General features: G+C 68.7%; 16 protein-coding genes. 7 read left to right on the forward strand and 9 right to left on the reverse strand.

Annotated features, from left to right (window positions below; genetic code table 11):
• Positions 1–18: 18 nt before the first annotated feature.
• Entirely contained in the window at positions 19–174 is a 156-nt protein-coding gene (locus tag P3H15_RS12525) for a hypothetical protein (RefSeq protein ID WP_276137523.1), read from the forward strand.
• Entirely contained in the window at positions 167–529 is a 363-nt protein-coding gene (locus tag P3H15_RS12530; RefSeq protein ID WP_276137524.1) for a type II toxin-antitoxin system HicB family antitoxin, read from the forward strand. Before P3H15_RS12525 ends, P3H15_RS12530 begins: the two co-directional genes overlap by 8 nt.
• A 331-nt stretch (positions 530–860) precedes the next feature.
• On the opposite strand, the gene P3H15_RS12535 is transcribed toward P3H15_RS12530, so the two are convergent.
• The gene (locus P3H15_RS12535) at positions 861–1,064 is read right to left on the reverse strand and encodes a cold-shock protein (protein ID WP_005244612.1); all 204 of its coding nucleotides are present in this window, start codon (positions 1,062–1,064) and stop codon (positions 861–863) included.
• Between the two features lie 229 nt (positions 1,065–1,293).
• On the opposite strand from P3H15_RS12535, the gene P3H15_RS12540 reads away from it, so the two are divergent.
• The gene (locus P3H15_RS12540) at positions 1,294–2,127 is read left to right on the forward strand and encodes an alpha/beta fold hydrolase (RefSeq protein WP_276137525.1); all 834 of its coding nucleotides are present in this window, start codon (positions 1,294–1,296) and stop codon (positions 2,125–2,127) included.
• A 21-nt stretch (positions 2,128–2,148) separates the two neighbouring features.
• Here P3H15_RS12540 and hutG read toward each other — a convergent pair whose 3' ends face one another.
• Genes hutG through P3H15_RS12560 form a run of 4 tightly spaced genes read right to left on the reverse strand, consistent with a single transcriptional unit; the run spans position 2,149 to position 7,551 of the window.
• Complete coding sequence (gene hutG, locus P3H15_RS12545; RefSeq protein ID WP_276137526.1) at positions 2,149–3,111, reverse strand: formimidoylglutamase; 963 nt, start codon at positions 3,109–3,111, stop codon at positions 2,149–2,151.
• Positions 3,108–4,331 (reverse strand): imidazolonepropionase, encoded by a 1,224-nt coding sequence (gene hutI / locus P3H15_RS12550; RefSeq protein WP_276137527.1) that lies wholly within the window; start codon positions 4,329–4,331, stop codon positions 3,108–3,110. The genes hutG and hutI overlap by 4 nt, the downstream gene beginning before the upstream one ends.
• A gap of 47 nt (positions 4,332–4,378) precedes the next feature.
• Positions 4,379–6,055, reverse strand: a complete 1,677-nt coding sequence (hutU, locus tag P3H15_RS12555) for a urocanate hydratase (protein ID WP_276137528.1) — start codon at positions 6,053–6,055, stop codon at positions 4,379–4,381.
• Between the two features lie 59 nt (positions 6,056–6,114).
• Positions 6,115–7,551 carry a cytosine permease gene (locus tag P3H15_RS12560; protein ID WP_276137529.1) on the reverse strand — a complete coding sequence of 479 codons (1,437 nt, stop codon included), beginning with the start codon at positions 7,549–7,551 and terminating at the stop codon, positions 6,115–6,117.
• 228 nt (positions 7,552–7,779) lie between these two features.
• Between P3H15_RS12560 and P3H15_RS12565 the strand changes: the two genes are divergently transcribed.
• Both P3H15_RS12565 and hutC read left to right on the forward strand, forming a co-directional pair.
• Entirely contained in the window at positions 7,780–12,459 is a 4,680-nt protein-coding gene (locus tag P3H15_RS12565) for an NAD-glutamate dehydrogenase (protein WP_276137530.1), read from the forward strand.
• A 100-nt stretch (positions 12,460–12,559) separates the two neighbouring features.
• Positions 12,560–13,327, forward strand: a complete 768-nt coding sequence (gene hutC, locus P3H15_RS12570) for a histidine utilization repressor (RefSeq protein WP_072938860.1) — start codon at positions 12,560–12,562, stop codon at positions 13,325–13,327.
• Here the strand turns inward: hutC and P3H15_RS12575 are convergent.
• The gene (locus P3H15_RS12575; protein WP_276137531.1) at positions 13,260–13,898 is read right to left on the reverse strand and encodes a PadR family transcriptional regulator; all 639 of its coding nucleotides are present in this window, start codon (positions 13,896–13,898) and stop codon (positions 13,260–13,262) included. The two genes, hutC and P3H15_RS12575, sit on opposite strands and share 68 nt — an antisense overlap.
• A 137-nt stretch (positions 13,899–14,035) precedes the next feature.
• On the opposite strand from P3H15_RS12575, the gene P3H15_RS12580 reads away from it, so the two are divergent.
• The gene (locus P3H15_RS12580; protein ID WP_276137532.1) at positions 14,036–15,262 is read left to right on the forward strand and encodes a glycosyltransferase family 87 protein; all 1,227 of its coding nucleotides are present in this window, start codon (positions 14,036–14,038) and stop codon (positions 15,260–15,262) included.
• 23 nt (positions 15,263–15,285) lie between these two features.
• A complete protein-coding gene (locus P3H15_RS12585) occupies positions 15,286–15,567 on the forward strand; it encodes a DUF2277 domain-containing protein (RefSeq protein ID WP_072938852.1) in 282 nt (93 codons plus the stop codon).
• A gap of 112 nt (positions 15,568–15,679) precedes the next feature.
• Here the strand turns inward: P3H15_RS12585 and ipdC are convergent, their stop codons facing one another.
• The 3 genes from ipdC to ipdA are packed head-to-tail and all read right to left on the reverse strand — an operon-like array spanning position 15,680 to position 18,389.
• Positions 15,680–16,741: a (3aS,4S,5R,7aS)-5-hydroxy-7a-methyl-1-oxo-octahydro-1H-indene-4-carboxyl-CoA dehydrogenase gene (ipdC, locus tag P3H15_RS12590; protein WP_276137533.1), complete on the reverse strand. Its 1,062-nt coding sequence runs from the start codon at positions 16,739–16,741 to the stop codon at positions 15,680–15,682.
• Positions 16,738–17,499 carry a cholesterol ring-cleaving hydrolase subunit IpdB gene (gene ipdB / locus P3H15_RS12595; RefSeq protein ID WP_276137534.1) on the reverse strand — a complete coding sequence of 254 codons (762 nt, stop codon included), beginning with the start codon at positions 17,497–17,499 and terminating at the stop codon, positions 16,738–16,740. The genes ipdC and ipdB overlap by 4 nt, the downstream gene beginning before the upstream one ends.
• Complete coding sequence (gene ipdA / locus P3H15_RS12600) at positions 17,496–18,389, reverse strand: cholesterol ring-cleaving hydrolase subunit IpdA (protein WP_124390159.1); 894 nt, start codon at positions 18,387–18,389, stop codon at positions 17,496–17,498. Before ipdA ends, ipdB begins: the two co-directional genes overlap by 4 nt.

Raw genomic sequence — 18,389 nt, forward strand, 5'->3', positions numbered from 1 at the left:
CTTAGTGGCATATCGACTATGAGGGAGAACGCCGAATTTGTCCAGGGGATTGCCGATGCGATCGGCGACCGCGAACGCTGCTGCCCGTCCTTCTTCGTGCTCGCCTCCCTCGCAGTAGTATCGCTGGTGATACCACTTCCGTTTGCCGACGTAGGCGAGGCTGACAATGGCTGACGCAACGCACTACACCTATCGGGTGACCTGGTCGGAAGACGACGGCGAGTTCGTCGGGGCCGTCGCCGAATTCCCATCGTTGTCATGGCTGGCGGAAACGCAGGCCGAGGCACTCGACGGTGTCATCGGTGTCGTCCGCGCCGTCCTCGAGGACATGGCGGTGACCGGCGAGCAACCACCGGTGCCGATCGCTGATCGTCCCTACAGCGGCAAGTTCATGGTGCGAACCTCGCCGCAGGTACACCGGAGCCTGGCGATCGAGGCGGAAGAGCAGGGCGTGTCGCTCAACATGCTGATCAACCAGAAGATCACAGCTCCTGCTGTGCCCCGGTCGACAGCCGCCGGCGCCGCCTGACGAGAGGTCGCCGGGGCAAAGTCATGGGACGTCAACAGTTCTGCACTGCAAGAATTTTCACTCAACCCGTGGATTCGGCGCGGCATCTGGGCGCGGACCGGACGCGACACGGGAGCAGCCGGTGGCCCAGTTCGACGGGAAGGCGGTCCGGAGTTCGCGACCGACCGGATCTCCCCCGACGCCGACGGGAGTTACACCGGGGCCGTCTACGTGGGCGGCAGCCAGGTGGGAAGTTTCGGCCTCTCGAGATAGCTGTCCCGGGGCCTGCTATGACAACGAGGCCGCACCTCGCGGGTGCGACCTCGTCGTCACAGTGTCATCGGGGCGTCTCTCAGACGGCCCGTACGTTCTGGGCCTGCGGGCCCTTCTGGCCCTGTCCGACCTCGAACTCCACCCGCTGGTTCTCCTCCAGCGACTTGTAGCCGCTGCCCGAGATCTCGGAGTAGTGAACGAACACGTCCGCGCTACCGTCGTCCGGCGCGATGAATCCGAAGCCCTTCTCGCTGTTGAACCACTTCACAACACCCTGCGCCATACCGTTCACTCCCTGAGTTGCCGCCCGGGATCTCACATCGAGATCCCGTTCGCGTAAATCTCATCCTGTCATCTAGCCGCGCGTGCTTCCAGTGGTAGGCCCACGAATCCTCCGGATCCTGGGCTCCGGGGAGGTCGTGGCGAGAAATTTCCCCCACGGAACCGATGATTCTGCCCGTCGGGGGCGGTCCTACCTGCGACCAATGATCACCTGCAACGAGGAGAACTCGATGAATTCCGCATCGACCGCCACCACCCACGCCCGGACCCTCGACGTTCCCGGTGCCAGGCTGTACTACGAGGTACGGGGCTCGGGTCCCGTCGTGGTGCTCGTCGGCGCGCCGATGGACGCCGACTCCTTCGCGCCCGCGGCCGATCTGCTGGCCGCCGAATACACCGTGCTCACGACGGACCCGCGGGGCATCCGCCGCAGTCCGGTCGACGACCGCGACCGCGATTCCACCCCGGAGATGCGCGCCGACGACCTCGCCCGGTTGCTGATGCACCTCGACGCAGGCCCCGCCGTGGTGTTCGGTTCCAGCGGCGGCGCCGTCAGCGCGCTCGCGCTCGTGCAGGCGCATCCCGAGCTGGTGCACACCGTGGTGGCTCACGAGCCGCCGCTGGACGAGCTGCTCGACGACCGCGAGCACCTGCGCGTGAAGACCGACGAGATCATCGACGCCCACCTCGGCGGGGACGTCGTAGGGGCGTGGAGGAAGTTCCTGGACCTGGCGAACATCCACCTGCCCGAGGAGGTGTTCCAGCAGATGGCCGGGGGCGAGCGGGACGAGCAGGCCACGGCCGACGAGTACTTCCAGCACGCGCACATGCTGCGTCCGACCACCCGCTGGTGCCCGGATATCGCCGCGCTGCAGTCGGCGTCCACCCGCATCGTGGTCGGTATCGGCGAGGAGTCGGGAGGTCAACTCTGCGACCGGACGTCGCGGGCGCTCGCCGCCGAACTGGGGATCGAGCCCACGCTGTTCCCGGGCGACCACATCGGCTTCGCCCACGACCCGGCCACGTTCGTCGCCCGCCTGCGCGCAGTGCTGCGGGAGGGCTGAGCGCAGGCTGCCCGGGCGACCTCAGCCGACGATCGGAATGCGTTTCGTGACGATCCGATGGATGAACCGGGCGGCGGTGCGGGCGGTGCGGTTGTCGATGTCGAACGACGGATTGAGCTCGGCGACATCGACAACCGCGAGTTTTCCGCTGGCGGCGACGGCGTCGCACACGAATTGGATCGTCTCCGTGGGCACCCCGTACGCGGCGGGAGCGCTCACTCCGGGCGCGACCGCGGCGGGGAGGACGTCGAGGTCGATGGTGAGGTAGACGAGATCGACGTCCGACAGGAACTCGCTGACGAACACGGCCACCCGGTGCCGGTCGGAGACCGAGCACTCGTCGTCCAGGAGGTACCGGACGTCGTATCCGCGTGCGGTGTCGAACAGCGCGGTGGTGTTGCTGGGCTGGCTGATGCCGAGTACGGAGTACTGCAGAGTGGTGCCCGCCGCGTGTTCCCGTTCGAGGATCTGCCGGAACGGTGTGCCCGAACTCGGCACCGGATCGGACCGCAGGTCGAAGTGCGCGTCCAGGTTCAGGATCCCGACCCGTTTGCGCGGGGTCCGGACCGCCGCCTGCGCCAGACCGAGGTACGTCCCGAACGCCACCTCGTGGCCGCCGCCGAGAACCACCGGGAACTGGCCGGCGTCGAGCGTCGCGGCAACTACCGCGCCCAGCGCCTCCTGCCCGGCTTCGAGACGATTGTCGGTGACCGCGACGGTGCCGGCGTCATACGCGCGGAGCGGCTCGGCGAGCGCCATCGACGACAGCGCGCTCCGCAGCGCGTCGGGACCGCGGGACGCGCCGCGGCGCCCCTTGTTCCGTTCCACGCCCTCGTCGCTGGAGAATCCGATGAACACGCAGGCACCCGGCTCGGCGCCGTCCCGGAGCGGGGTCACCGCCTGGTGCCAGCGGAGGTGGTGGCTCGACGTGCCGTCCATCCTGCCGACCCAGGGGGGTGGCGGTATCAACAGGTTCTCCATCATCGCAATGCCCTCGCTTTCTCGTGACCGACGCGCGCGGACCAGGCGAGTTCGCCGCCCCGCCACACATCGCTGACCAGGGGGACGCCGGGCCGGTAGGCCAGGTGCAGGTATGACGGCGCGTCGAGGGCGAGGGCGTCGGCCCGCGTTCCGGGACGCAGGACCCCGACGTCGGCGCGTTGCAGCGCGCGGGCGCCGCCCGCGGTCGCCGCCCAGATCGCTTCGTCCGGGGTCATGTGCATGTCCCGCACCGCGATCGCGATGCAGAACGGCAGGCTGGTGGTGTAGCTGGTGCCGGGGTTGCAGTCCGCGCCCAGCGCGACCGTGACACCGGCGTCGAGCAGGGCCCGGGCATCGGGGTACTTGTTGCGGGTCGAGAAATCCGCGCCGGGAAGGAGGGTCGCCACCGTCGAACTCTGCGCCAGCGCGTCGATGTCGGCCTGCGTGGTGTAGCAGACGTGGTCGACGGACGCGGCGCCGAGTTCGACGGCGAGCTGGACTCCGGGCCCCTCGCGGAGCTGGTTGCCGTGGACGCGGGGGATCAGCCCCTTCGCCATTCCGGCGGTGAGCACGGCGTGCGCCTGATCGCGGTCGAACGCGCCGGTCTCACAGAACACGTCGATCCATTTCGCCTGCGGTGCACAGGCATCGATCATCTCCGAGCAGACCATGGCGACGTAGTCGTCGGCGCGGCCCGCGTATTCCGGCGGCGGGACGTGCGCGGCGAGCAGCGTCACCTCGTCGGTGAGGGACGCCGCGATCCGCGTGCTGCGCAGTTCGTGCGCGACCGTCTGCCCGTAGCCGGTCTTGCACTCCACCGTGGTGCTGCCCGACCGCAGCGACTCGTCCAGCAGTCGCCGCGTGTTCGCCTGCAGTTCTTCGTCGGTGGCGTTCCGCGTCGCCTCGATCGTGTTGCGGATGCCACCCGCCGCATACGGCTGTCCCGCCATGCGGGCCGCGAATTCCTCCGCGCGTTCCCCGCCGAACACCAGGTGCGAGTGGCTTTCGACGAAGCCCGGCAGCACGGCCCGGCCGTCGAGGTCGTACCCGACGTCCGCGGCAGGCGCCGCATCGGTGCTGCCGACCCAGGCCACCACGCCGCCGTCGAAGACGACGGCGGCGTCGCGGATCAGCCCGAGCGGACCGTCCCCCACTGTCGGGTCGTTGGTCACCAGGGTGCCGATGCCGGTCAGCGCTGTGGAGCGGGAGGTGTTCGCTGTCACTGCTGTTCCTTCCAGTGGTTCGAAGATACGGTCGCTCGGGCGGTTGGTCATCCCTCGGACATCGGCACGCGGACGCCGCGCTCGCGGGCGACGTCGGCGGCGTGGTCGTATCCGGCGTCGACGTGCCGGATGACGCCCATGCCGGGGTCGTTGGTCAGGACCCGCTCCAACTTCTCCGCGGCCAGGTCGGTGCCGTCCGCGATGCACACCTGACCGGCGTGGATGGACCGGCCCATGCCGACCCCGCCGCCCTGGTGGATGGACACCCACGACGCGCCCGACGCGGTGTTGACGAGCGCGTTGAGCAGCGGCCAGTCGGCGATCGCGTCGGAGCCGTCGAGCATCGACTCGGTCTCCCGGTACGGCGACGCGACCGATCCGGAATCGAGGTGGTCGCGACCGATGGCGACGGGCGCCGACAGCTCACCGGACGCCACCATCTCGTTGAACTTCAGGCCTGCCCTGTGCCGTTCGCCGTAGCCGAGCCAGCAGATCCGGGCCGGCAGACCCTCGAACGCCACCTTTTCGCCTGCCATCGTGATCCAGCGCTTGAGGTGCTCGTTCTCGGGGAACAGTTCGAGGATCGCCTTGTCGGTGGCCTCGATGTCCTTCGGGTCGCCCGACAGCGCCGCCCAGCGGAACGGGCCGAGGCCCTCCTCGAACAGCGGACGGATGTAGGCGGGCACGAATCCGGGGAAGTCGAACGCGCGGTAGTAGCCGGCCTTGCGGGCCTCGTCACGGATGGAGTTGCCGTAGTCGAACACCTCGGCGCCCTTGTCGAGGAAGCCGACCATGGCGGCGACGTGGCGGGCCATCGACGCGCGGGAGTCCTCGGTGAACTTCACCGGGTCCTTGTCGGCCATCGCCTTCATGTCGGCGAAGTCGATGCCGAGCGGCAGGTACGACAGCGGGTCGTGTGCCGACGTCTGGTCGGTGACGATGTCGATGGGGGCGTTCATCGCGAGCAGTTCGGGGAAGATCTCGGCGGCGTTGCCTTCGAGCCCGATGGACAGCGGGCGCTTCGCGTCGCGGGCCTCGATCGCCAGACGCAGGGCGTCGTGGATGTCGGTGGCCTTGGTGTCGAGGTACTTGTGCGCGATCCGGCGGTCGATGCGGGTGACGTCGCAGTCGACGCAGATCGCGACGCCGTCGTTCATCGTCACGGCGAGGGGCTGGGCGCCGCCCATGCCGCCGAGGCCCGCGGTCAGGGTGATGGTGCCGGCCAGCGAGCCGCCGAAGCGCTTGCGGGCAACGGCGCCGAACGTCTCGTACGTGCCCTGCAGGATGCCCTGCGTGCCGATGTAGATCCAGGATCCGGCGGTCATCTGCCCGTACATGATGAGGCCGAGGGCGTCGAGCTTGCGGAACTCTTCCCAGTTGGCCCAGTCGCCCACCAGGTTCGAGTTCGCGAGCAGGACGCGGGGCGCCCACTCGCTGGTGCGGAACACACCGACCGGCTTGCCGGACTGCACCAGCATCGTCTCGTCCGACTTCAAGGTCTTCAGCGTGCGGACCATCGCGTCGAACGCTTCCCAGCTGCGCGCGGCCTTGCCGGTGCCGCCGTAGACGACGAGCGAGTCGGGGTGCTCGGCGACCTCGGGGTCGAGGTTGTTCATCAGCATGCGCAGGGCGCCTTCTTGCTGCCAGCCGAGGGTCGTCAATTCGGTGCCGCGGGGCGCCGACACGTGGCGGGGTCCGGAAACCGGAGGCGTCGTGGTGGTCATGTCGTGTACTCCTTGATGGTCGAACGAGAGAGGTGGAAGAGTCTGGGGGTCAGCGTGATTCACTGTCGAGAATCGGCCATGGCGGTGTTTTCCGGGTAGATCATGGCCGGGGGCGGGTTGCTGCTGCGCCGTGCGAGCGGGTAGTAGATCGCGGCGGTGAAGACGATGCCGACGATCCAGGAGATGTCCGCGCCGCCCAGCATGTCCGTCACCGGGCCGGTGTAGAGCTTCTGCGCGAGGAACGGGATCTGCGCGACGACGCCGATGGCGTAGCAGCTCATCGCGGTCGTGTTCCAGCGGCCGTAGCGGCCCGCCGGGTCGTACAGGGCCGGGATGTCCACGCGCTCCTTGGAGATGAGGTAGTAGTCGATCAGGTTGATGGCGCTCCAGGGGGTGAAGACCATCAGCAGCACGAGGACGAAGTTCTTGAAGTTGTTGAGGAAGTCGGCGCTGGCGCCGATCGCGATCAGCATCGACACCGCGACGAACCCGATGATGTACAGGGTGCGGGCCCGGGACGAGATGCGCGACTGCCCGTTGAACGCGGTCACGGTGGTGAGGATCGACATGAATCCGCCGTACGCGTTGAGGCAGTTGACGGTGAGCTTCCCGACCAGGATCACCAGGTAGATCATCAGGGCGATGACGGCGGGTCCGGCGAGTTCGCCGATGAAGCCGACCTGGTCGCTGAGGAACGCGTCGCCGGCGACGGCGGCGACGAGCGCGCCCAGCGTCATCGACCACTGCGAGCCGATCACGCTGCCCGCGAACGTCGACCAGAAGGTCTTCCGCTCGCTCGTCGAGCGCGGCAGGTAGCGGGAGTAGTCCGCGACGTACGGTCCGAACGTCAGCTGCCAGCCGGCGCCGAGCGAGATCGCGAGGAGGAACGTGACGATGTCGAAGCCCTTGATCCCGACGAACGCGGCCACGTCGTACTCGGCGAACAAGCGGATCAGCAGGTAGGTGAAGCCGATGATGCCAACGACGGTCGCGATCTTGCCGACCACGTGGATGAGCTTGTACCCGGTCACCGCCACGAACGCGGTCATCGCGCCGAAGATGAGGATGCCGACGGTGGCATTGTCGATGTGGAGGATCTCGTTCACGGCCTGACCGGCGAGGACGCTGCCGGTCGCGGCGAAGCCGAGATACATCAGGACGACGAGGACGAGCGGGAGCACGGCGCCGAGGACGCCGAACTGGGCCCGGCTCGAGATCATCTGCGGCAGGCCGAGACGCGGTCCCTGAGCGGAGTGCAGGGCCATGACGGCACCGCCGAAGATGTTGCCGATCAGCAGGCCGACGATCGCCCACAGCGCGTCGGCGCCGAAGACGACCGCCAGGGCGCCGTCCACGATCGCGGTGATCTGCATGTTGGCGCCGAACCAGAGCGTGAACTGGCTGCGCGGAGATCCGTGGCGCTCGTCGTCCGGAACGACGTCGATGGTGCGACGCTCCGGCGCGAGGCTGATCTCGGGAGGTCCCTCGTGTGTCATGGCCTGTTGTCTCTCTGTGACGAGTCCGGCAGCTTCTGGTCGGTCCCGGGTGCTCTGTCCCATGTCCTGAATCCAGTGTGCTCTGACTCACGTTTTTTATCGCCTTAGATGTATAGTCCTGTATAGACAACCCCCTGTCAAGCGTTCTCCAAGGACCCAGCCGAGAAGCGTGCCGGCCCGCCACTGCACCAGCCGGGAGTCCCGATGCTCCCGACGGAAGGTACTGACATGAGAGTAATTTCGACGTCCTCACATCCGCTCGAGCGCGATGAGCAGCTGTTTTCCGATCAGGAGGCGCGCGAGCGCTTCCTCGACCTCTACCTCCGCACCGCAGGTCACCCCTCCGCTGACAACACCGATTCCGAGGCGCGTGATCGGATCGCGCACACACATCTCGAGACGGGACGGCACCGGATCCCCGGGACCGCGGTCGTGCGCGGCATCGACGCCACAGACCCCAGCGGGATCGGACCCGCCGTGCAGATCGTCACCGACGACATGGCGCTGCTCGTCGAATCGGTACTCCTCACCGCGGCCCGGGTCGGCGCCCCCATCGAGGAGGTACTGCACCCGGTCGTCGCCGCCCGCCGCGCGGAGTCGGGCACCCTCACCGACGTGCGTCCGGCCACCGACGCGGGGACGGCGGAGTCCTGGATCCACGTGGGGCTTCGCGCCGACACCCACGAGACGGTCGTCGCCGCACTCGTCGAATCCCTGGCTGCCGTCCTCGCCGACGTGCGGCGGGTCAACGCGGATCTGGCGCGGATGCGCGAACTCCAGATCCAGGTGTCCGAGCAACTCGACGCGCAGTCCGGGCAGGACGCGCTGTCCGAAGAACTCCGGGAGGCCGCCGCCTTCCTGCGCTGGTGCGAGGCGGGCAACTTCACCGTCCTCGGATACGCGCGGTACGACGCCGACGGCACACCCCGGGAGAGTCTCGGCGTCCTCCACGACCGGGAGGGCGACCGGGCGCCGGCCACCGAATCCGGCCCGGTCCTGGCGATCGGGCAGGCGGCGCTCCCGGTGTCCGTGCACCGTTCGGCGTATCCGTCCTTTGTCGGCGTCCGGGCCGCGGGGGTGGAGCACCGCTTCGTCGGCGTGTTCACGCCCGCGGGCAGGCACGAGAACGTCCTGGACATCCCGGGTGCCGGCCGCCGGGTGCGGGCCCTGCTCGACCGCGCCGGCTTCGACATCGACTCCTTCTCCGGGCAGGCCGTGCTGCAGGTCGTGCAGGCGCTGCCGCTGACCGAGTTGTTCGCGGCGAGCCCGGACTCACTGCATTCGGCCCTCACCGAGGTCGCCGGCATCACCGCGCGCGAACACATCCACCTCTTCCTGCGCACGGACGTCCCCGGCGACAGCATGTCGGCGCTGGTGTTCATCCCCCGGGATCGGTACAACACGCGGACGCGCCTGGCGGCCCAGCAGGTCCTCCTCGACGAGTTGAACGGCACCGCCGTCGAATACACCACGAACGTGTCCGAGTACCCGCTGGCGATGGTGCATTTCACGATGCGCGTTCCTTCGGGCACCGAGGTTACGGACGCGCGGCGACTGGACATTCAGCGCCGGATCGCCCGGGCCTGCCGGACCTGGGACGACCGGTTCCACGACGAGTTCGACGCAACCGAACGCGAACTCCTCGCACACTATTCGGAGAACTTCCCCGCGGTGTACAAGCACGACTTCGACGCCCGGCGCGCCCGGACGGACGTCGCGGTGTTCGAGGCACTGACGGACGGCGCGATCGAGACGCGACTCGACACGCAGGCCGCCGACTGGCGTTTCACCTTCTTCGTCGGCGGCGCCCCCGCCTCGCTCAGCGACGTGCTCCCGATCCTGCAGAGCATGGGTGTCGCGGTCCTCGACGAGCGCCCGTACACGGTCGCGAACAGCCGTGGAACCGACTGCTGGATGTACGAATTCGGGATTCGCCACACAGCGGCCGGGCCGGCGGACGACGCATTGCCGCACCGCTTCACGGACACGTTCGCCGCGGCCTGGGAATCCCGTGCGGAGACCGACAGTTTCAACGAACTCGTACTCCGGGCGGGTCTCGACTGGCGAGAGGTGGAGGTGCTGCGGGCGTACGCGCGCTACCTCCGGCAGGGCGGGTTCCCGTACAGCCAGAACCACATCGCGACGGTCCTCGGGGATAACCCGGAGATCTCGCAGGCGCTGATCCGGCTGTTCGCCGCGAGGTTCGATCCGGACGCCGCGACGGAGTCCGGCGAACTGGTCGGCTCGCTGGAAACGGCGATCGGCGACGTGCTCGGTCTCGACGCCGACCGCATCCTGCGCGCCTACCTCAATGTGGTCCTGGCGACCCTGCGCACCAACCGCTACGTCCGTACGGGCCGGGAACGGGAGGTCCTGTCGTTCAAATTCGATCCGCAGCGGATCCCCGAACTGCCGCAGCCGCGGCCCCGCTTCGAGATCTACGTCTACTCGCCGTGGGTCGAGGGTGTGCACATGCGATTCGGCGCCGTCGCGCGAGGGGGCCTGCGGTGGTCCGACCGCAAGGAGGACTTCCGCACCGAGGTGCTGGGACTGGTGAAGGCGCAGGCGGTCAAGAACTCGGTGATCGTGCCCGTCGGCGCGAAGGGCGGATTCGTCGTCGCGCGTCCGCCGGCACCCACCGGGGACCCGGCGCGGGATCGGGACGCGCAGCGCGCCGAGGGTGTGCGCTGCTACCGCAGCTTCATCAGTGGACTGCTGGACGTCACCGACAACGTGGACCTCGCGAGCGGCGCCGTGATCCCGGCGCCCCGGGTGGTGCGGCACGACGGCGACGACACCTACCTCGTCGTCGCCGCGGACAAGGGCACCGCGACGTTCTCCGACATCGCGAACGACGTTGCGGCGCAATATGGATTCTGGCTCGGTGACGCGTTCGCGTCCGGCGGATCCGTCGGGTACGACCACAAGGCGCTCGGCATCACCGCCCGCGGCGCGTGGGAGAGCGTGAAACGGCACTTCCGGGAGATGGGGGTCGACACCCAATCGGAGGAGTTCACCGCCGTCGGGATCGGCGACATGAGCGGCGACGTGTTCGGCAACGGAATGCTGGCCAGCCCGCACATCCGGCTCGTGGCCGCGTTCGATCACCGGCACGTGTTCCTCGACCCGAACCCCGACGCGGCCACCTCCTTCGCGGAGCGGGAACGCCTGTTCGCGATGCCGCGGTCGTCGTGGGCCGACTATGCGCCCGACCTGATCAGCGCGGGCGGCGGTGTGTGGGAACGGTCGAGGAAGAGCGTTCCGGTCAGCGAGGAGGCGCGGCGCGCGCTCGGGTTGGCGCCCGGGACCACCGAACTGTCGCCACCCGACCTGGTTCGCGCGATCCTGCGGGCACCGGTGGACCTGCTGTGGAACGGCGGGATCGGGACCTACGTGAAGGCGGGCACCGAAACCCACCTCGACGTGGGCGACAAGGGCAACGACGGCGTGCGGGTGGACGGCGCCGACGTCCGGGCGCGGGTGATCGGTGAGGGCGGCAACCTCGGCCTCACCCAGCTGGGACGCATCGAATTCTCCCGCAACGGCCGGCGGATCAACACGGACGCCCTCGACAACTCGGCGGGCGTGGACTGCTCCGACCACGAGGTCAACATCAAGGTCCTGCTCGACGCCCTGGTCAGCGGCGGCCGTCTCGCCGCGGAGGACCGCGCGGGTCTGCTCGCCGAGATGTCCGGGGAGGTGTCGCGTCTCGTGCTGTCCGACAACGTCGCCCAGAACGACGTGCTCGGCACGAGCCGGGCCGACGCCGCCGCGTCCCTCGCGGTGCACGGACGGCTCATCGGCCACCTGGAGGGCCGCCACGGTCTGGACCGCGCCATCGAGGTGCTGCCGTCCCGGAAGGAGATCGCCGCCCGGGAACGCGCGGAGGCGGGACTCACTTCGCCGGAACTCGCGACGCTCATGGCCCACGTCAAACTGGCGCTGAAATCGGACCTGCTCGCCGGCGACCTGCCCGACAGCCCGGCGTTCGCGGACGCCCTCGCCGGGTACTTCCCGCGCAGACTCCGGGAGTCGTTCGGCGACGCCATCGGCGAACACCCGCTGCGCCGGGAGATCGTCGCGACGGTCCTCACCAACGACGTCGTCGACAACGGCGGCATCACGTACGCCTTCCGGCTGGGGGAGGAGGCCGGTGCGAGCGGCGCCGACGCCGTGCGCGCGTTCGCGGTGGTCTCGGAGGTGTTCGACCTGCCGTCGCTGCGCCGCGACATCCGGGACGCCGACCTCGACGCCGCGCTCTCGGACGAGTTGACGCTGTTCACCCGGCGGCTGCTCGACCGGGCGTCGCGGTGGATGCTCACCCGCAGGCCCCAGCCGCTCGCGGTCGGGGCGGAGATCAGCCGATTCCGTGACCGGGTCGCGGACCTGACACCGCACGTCGCGGGCTGGCTGTGCGGCGAGGACGCGGAGAGTCTCCGCAGCCGCACGGCGGCGCTGGCGGCCCGCGGTGTCCCCGCAGCCCTGGCCGGGCGCGTCCAACTGCTGCTCGACCGGTTCGCGCTGCTCGACATCGTCGAGATCGCCGACATCACCCAGCGAGACCCCCGCGAGGTGGCCGAGGTGTACTACCGGCTCGGGGAGTGCCTCGGCCTGGTTCACCTCCTGGTGGGGGTCTCGCAGCTGGGACGGGGTACGCGGTGGAACGCGCTGGCCCGGTTGTCGCTGCGCGACGAGTTGTACGACACGGTGCGGGCCCTGTGCCTCGACGTGATCGCGGGCAGCGAAGTCGCGGACACGGCGGAACAGAAGATCGGGGAGTGGGAGGACCGCAACGCCGCCCGGTTGGCGCGCGCCCGCCACACCCTCGACGCCGTCACGGAATCGGGGGAGCACGACCTGGCCGCCCTGTCCGTCGCGACCAGGCAACTCCGCAGCATGGTGAGGTGACATCGGGCGCACCGCGCGATTGCGGCTCACCCGTGCAGTCGGCCGATAGACTGCAGACGGCCGACTGCACGGGAAGGTCGTCGGTGCCGCAGAGGAATGGGTGTCAGTGGTAGAGATCGCAGTAGTCGACGCGGAGCTGGCTGCGTTGTACAACGGACCGGGGACGGAGTCGGCCCCGGCGTACGAACGCGTCAAGCACCTGATCGTGTCGCAGATCAACGCCGGCCGCTGGCAGGAGGGCGATCAACTGCCCTCGGAGAATCAGCTCGTCGGCGCACTGGGGCTGTCCCGCATGACCATCAACCGCGCGCTGCGCGAACTCAGCGCCGAAGGCCTCGTGGTGCGCCTGATGGGGGTGGGCACGTTCGTGGCGGCCACGAAGACGGCGTCGCCGCTGTTCGAGGTCAAGAACATCGCCGACGAGATCCAGCAACGCGGACACCGCCACCGGACCGAAGTGGTGTACGTGCGTGAGGAAGACGCCGATCCGGCCAACGCCTTCATCCGGGATTCGATCCGCGGCAAGGTGTTCCACTCGCTGATGATCCACTACGAGGACGACACACCGATCCAGCTCGAAGACCGGTTCGTCAATCCCGCCGAGGCGCCCGGCTATCTCGATCAGGACTTCACCCAGCAGACGCCCAATCACTATCTGAGCGTGGAAGCTCCGCTGACGAGGGGTGAGCACGTCGTCGAAGCGATCCTCGGATCCCCCGAGGAATGCCGGCTCCTCCACATCGAGCGTTCCGAACCCTGCCTGCTGATCCGACGCCGCACCTGGTCGTCCCGAGGACTCGTCAGCGCCGCACGTCTCGTGCACCCCGGTTCGCGGAACCGGCTCGAAGGGACGTTCGGGACGGGCTGATCGGTTCGGGCCACGCGAGGCGTCCGTCGCGGATGCCGGCGATCGTCGACGCGATCCAGTCCAGCTCTGCCCGTGCGGCGTGGAGTGCGTAGTCCGCCTCGACGACGAACAGGGCGGGCACTCCGTCGCCGAGCGCGCGGGTGAGCTTCGTGTGGTCGGATTCGATTCTCGCGGTGAGTCGTTGGGCCCGTTCGGTGAGCGCGTCGACGGCGCCCTCGCGCCCCAGCGCGCCGAGGTAGCTGATCGCGGCGAAGAACGGTGAGAACTCCCGTGCGGCGCTGCGGATCTGGATGTCCAGTCGGCTCACCAGTTCCGCTCGTCCCGCGTCGGTGAGGGCGTAGACGGTGCGGACGGGCCGACCCTCCCGTTGCGCGCGTTCGTGTTCCTCGATCCAGCCCGCCGCCGCGAGGGCGGCGACCACATTGTTCAGCGAGCCGCGGTTGAGCGGCCACTGGCCCTCCTCGCTGCGCTCACGCAGCGTGACCTCCATCTGGTACGGGTGCATCGGCGATTCGAGAAGCAGTCCGAGCACCGGCAGGACGAGGGGATTGTCGAGGGCGCGTCCGGGCATGATCGAAATATACCAGTCTAAATAAACTATGACGAAGCGTGCGGTTCGGGCGCCACGACCTCGCCTTTGTCACGATTGGGTCACGGCCCGCTACGGTGGATCGTTGACCACGACGCCGATCATGAAAGAACAAATTCTTGTTACAGAGTGAATCGAAGTTCAGGGATTATCGTCTCCATGCCGCCGCGCTCCTCGTGGGCGTTCTCTCCGTGGGGGTGGTGGCTTACCGAGAGTTCGATGCGGCAACGGGCTACCTGATGGACCTCTCCGTGTTCCGCGACGCCGGCCACGCCTTCGTCAGCGGGTTGCCGCTCTACTCCGCGGACTTCCCGAGCAGTTCCGGGTTCAGGTTCATCTACGCACCGTTCGCGGCGATCCTCTTCGCACCGATGGCGGAGATCGACCCCGCGGTCCTGCAGGCGCTGTGGTGCGCCCTCAACCTCGGGCTCGTGTGGTGGATGGTCAAGGTGGCGCTGTCGAAACTCGACGTCCGCCGCCCCGAACTTCTCGCTCTGCTGTCGATGGGCCCGGTACTGCTCCTCGAACCGATGCGCTCGAACTTCGACTTCGGTCAGATCAACATCATCCTGATGGCGCTCGTGGTCGCCGACTGCACCGGGGTGATCCCGAAGAGGTTCCGCGGAATCGCGATCGGCCTCGCCGCCGCAATCAAGATCACCCCCGCAGCCTTCCTGCTCGTCCTGCTCGTCCGCCGCGACTTCCGCTCGATCGGACGGTCGCTCGCCACGATCCTCGTCACCGTCGGACTCGGTTTCTGGCTGCTGCCGCAGTCGTCGGTGTGGTTCTGGACCACCGAATTCTTCGCCACCGGCCGTGCGGGCGCGCCCGACTTCTTCCGCAACCAGGCCGTCACCGGCGTCATCGCCCGGCTCGGGGCGGAGGGCCGACTGGCCGGCATCCTCTGGGTGCTCAGCGCGGCCGTCATCGTCTCCGCCGCCGCATGGTCGGCGTACCGGTTCACCCGGTCGGGTGAGCACCTGATCGCACTGTCGATCGTGGCCCTGGCTTCGCTGCTCGCGGCGCCGTTCGCCGTCACCCACCACTGGGCATACAGCATCCTGCTGATTCCGATCCTGATCGCACCGCAGTACCGCAGCTGGCGGCCGGCGGTCGGCGCCGCAACGCTGATCTTCCTGATCGGCCCCAACTTCGTGCTGCAGTCGTCCTCGTCCGGCTGGGTGGAGGCCGCCGTCCGCGAGGTGATCGGCAGCTCGCAGTGCCTCGTCGCCCTGGTCCTGCTCGGCGCCGCGGTCGTGGCCGCGCGGTCCCGCACCCCGCTCCCGGACGTCGAACCCGACGCCGCACCCGCGGACGCCGACGCCCTGGAGCCCGCCCGCAGCTGAGGCGTCGGCGCTATCGTCGAGTCATGTGCCGAAACATCACCGAGCTGCGCGGACTCGAACCGGCGGCCACCGCGGAGGAGATCGAGGCGGCGGCGCGTCAATACGTCCGGAAGGTCAGCGGAATCCAGAAGCTCTCCGACGCCAACCGTGAACCGTTCGAGGAGGCGGTAGCCGTCGTCACCGAGGCCACCACGAAACTCCTCGCCGCACTGCCGGCGCGCAAGCAGCCACCGCAGACAGTGCCCCCGCTGCGACGGCCGGAGGTCCGGGCGCGCATCGCGGCGAAGGCCGCGTCATCCAGCTGAGCGCGGCGAAGGCCGCGTCATCCAGCTGAGCGCGGCGAAGGCCGCTTCTTCCTAGCCGGACGAACGGGACGCTCGTTGCGTCAGATCCAACGAGCGTCCCGTTCGTTCGGTCTCAGGCGCGGAGGGCGCCGAGGGCGTCGATGCGTTTGATCGCGTCGGCGACGATGCCGTCGATGAGGTCCTTGCACGTGGGCAGGTCGTCGAGCAGCCCGACGACCTGACCGGAGGCGAGGACACCGGCGTGGGTGTTGCCGTCGACGAGCCCGGCCTTGAGCAGCATCGGGGTGTTGGCGGCCATGATGATCTGCTGCCAGGTGCGGTCGCCGGACTTCTTCATGGCGAGACCGTCCTTGACGAGCGTCGACCATTTCATGCCGGTCATGGCCTTGAACTTGGACGCGTTGCGCGCGGCGGCGACCAGCCCGCGGACGTTGCCGGAGTGTTCGAGGCTGTCGACGAGTTCGGTGTTGAGGACCCGGTGGGGCATGCCGTCGACCTTGCGGGAGACGGTGGTGTCCTGCAGTCCGCGGGCGAGGTATTCCTGTTTGACGGAGTCGGGGACCGTCGATTCCTGGGTGAGCAGGAAGCGGGTGCCCATCGCGACGCCGGCGGCGCCGTAGGCGAGGGCGGCGGCGAGCCCGCGGCCGTCGTAGAAGCCGCCCGCGGCGACGACGGGGATGTCGACGGCGTCGAGCACCGACGGCAGCAGCAGGGTGGTGGCGACGGGGCCGGTGTGACCGCCGCCCTCGCCGCCCTGCACGATCACCGCGTCGGCTCCCCACGACGCCACCTTCTTGGCGTGTTTCGCGGCGCCGATCGACGGAATGACCACCACCCCGGCGGCTTTCAGTTTCGCGATCAGTTCCTGCTTGGGGGCCAGCGCGAACGACGCGACGCGCACGTTCTCCCGGATGAGCAGGTCGATGCGTTGCGGGGCGTCGGTGGCGTCGGCGCGGATGTTCACCCCGAACGGCTTGTCGGTGAGCGTCTTCGTCTTCGTGATCGCGGCGTCGAGTTCGTCGTACGTCATCGTCGCCGACGCGAGGATGCCGAGACCGCCGGCGTTGGCGGTGCCCGCGACGAGTCGTGGTCCGGCGACCCAGCCCATTCCGGTCTGCACGACCGGGTGCTGCACACCGACCAGATCGGTCAGTGCGGTGCGGAGCGTGCTCATACCGACACCTCCCGGTCGCGCAGGCTGCGGGGGTCGAGGACCTCGCGGATCAGCCGCAGTTCTTCCTCCGACGGGTCCCGGGTGACGGGTGCATCGTCCAGGTCGGCGACCTCGAACGAGGTGTTCTCGGCGACCTGTTCGGCGGTGACGCCGGGGTGCAGCGACAGCGCCCGGAACGTGTGTCCGGGTCCGCCGAAGTCGAACACCCCGAGATTGGTCACCACCCGGTGCAGGTGGTGGAACCGGTAGGCCGGATTGTCGGGGTCGATCCGGTCGTAGCCGACGCCGGAGATGATGTCGACCTGGTCGCAGAACACCCGCGACGTGTGCTTGCCCACCCAGTAGCTGGTGGGGTGGTTGATCGTGTTGCCGGGCGCGCCGCGGACGCCGAACATCTGCCGGGTCGGCTGCTGCAGCGGGCCGAACGCCGAGAGGTTCTGGTTGCCGTGCCGGTCGATCTGGTTGGCGCCCATCACCACGTGGCGGCGACCGGACGCGACGACGTCGAACACCTTCCGGAACGGCATCCAGCCCTCGATCGGTGCCTTCGCGCCGACGGCGGGGGTGTCGGCGAAGATGAGGGCTTCGCCGTCGGTGATGAGCAGGTCGGGTTCGGTGGTCAGGCGCGCGAGCCGGGCGCCGATCAGCGGCAGCGTCGCCATCGGGCTGGCCATGATCTCGCCTGCGCCGGAGAAGATCTCGGCGCACGCGATCGCGCAGTATTCGGCGCGGGTGACGCCGGTGGTGGTCTCGGTCATGCCTGGGACTCCTCTGCAAATCGCTTCACGGCCGCCTGGTAGTCGTCCTCGCTGCCGGACAGGTAGGTGTCGACGAACTGCTGCCATCCCTCGGGGGTCTTCGCCGATTCGGCGTAATGGCGCTGGAACTTCTCGTCGCGGCCGTAGCTGTCGCCTGCGAGGGTGAAGTGGGCGCCGTTCGGTGCCTCGACGACGCCGTCGACCATCATGCGGTTGAGGATCAGGTTCTGCAGCGGAACGGTTTTCACCAGTTCCTCGGTCTCCACCACGCGTTCGACGGAGACGAACCGCTTCTCGGCGGCCGCGCAGTACAGGTCGTCGAAGTAGGGGTCGACCCCGGTGTAGGCGGCGTTGCCGTGCTTGTCGCCCAGGTTCAGATGCACCAGTGCCGCATCGAGATTCAGGGCCGGCATCGCGATCAGCGTCTCCGACCGGCCGGACGCGTCGGGGTAGGGAGAGGTTACGGTGCGCAGTTCGTCGCCCCAGAAGTTCCGGACGTCGGAGCCGAGTCCGGCGCGGATCGGCAGGAACGGCAGCCGGGCGGCGGCGGCCTCGAGTCCGCACTTGACCATGCCCTCGTCCATTTCGCGGACCTCGATCTCGCCGCCGGTGCGCGCCTTCGCGAACCACGGGTCGTAGAACGGGGCCGAATCGAGGGACACGAACCCGTAGTACGCCTTCTTCACCTTGCCCGCCGAGCAGAGCAGCCCCAGGTCGGGGCCGCCGTACGTGACGACGGTGAGGTCGGTGACGTCCGAGCGCAGCAGCGCCCGGACCAGCGCCATCGGCTTGCGGCGCGAACCCCAGCCGCCGAGGCCGATGGTCATTCCGCTGCGCAGTTCCCCGACCGCGTCGTCGAGCGACATCCTCTTGTCGCGCTTGCTCGCCAT

Origin of the sequence: Rhodococcus sp. T2V (assembly GCF_029269925.1) — a bacterium.
Taxonomy (GTDB): Bacteria; Actinomycetota; Actinomycetes; order Mycobacteriales; family Mycobacteriaceae; genus Rhodococcus_F; species Rhodococcus_F koreensis.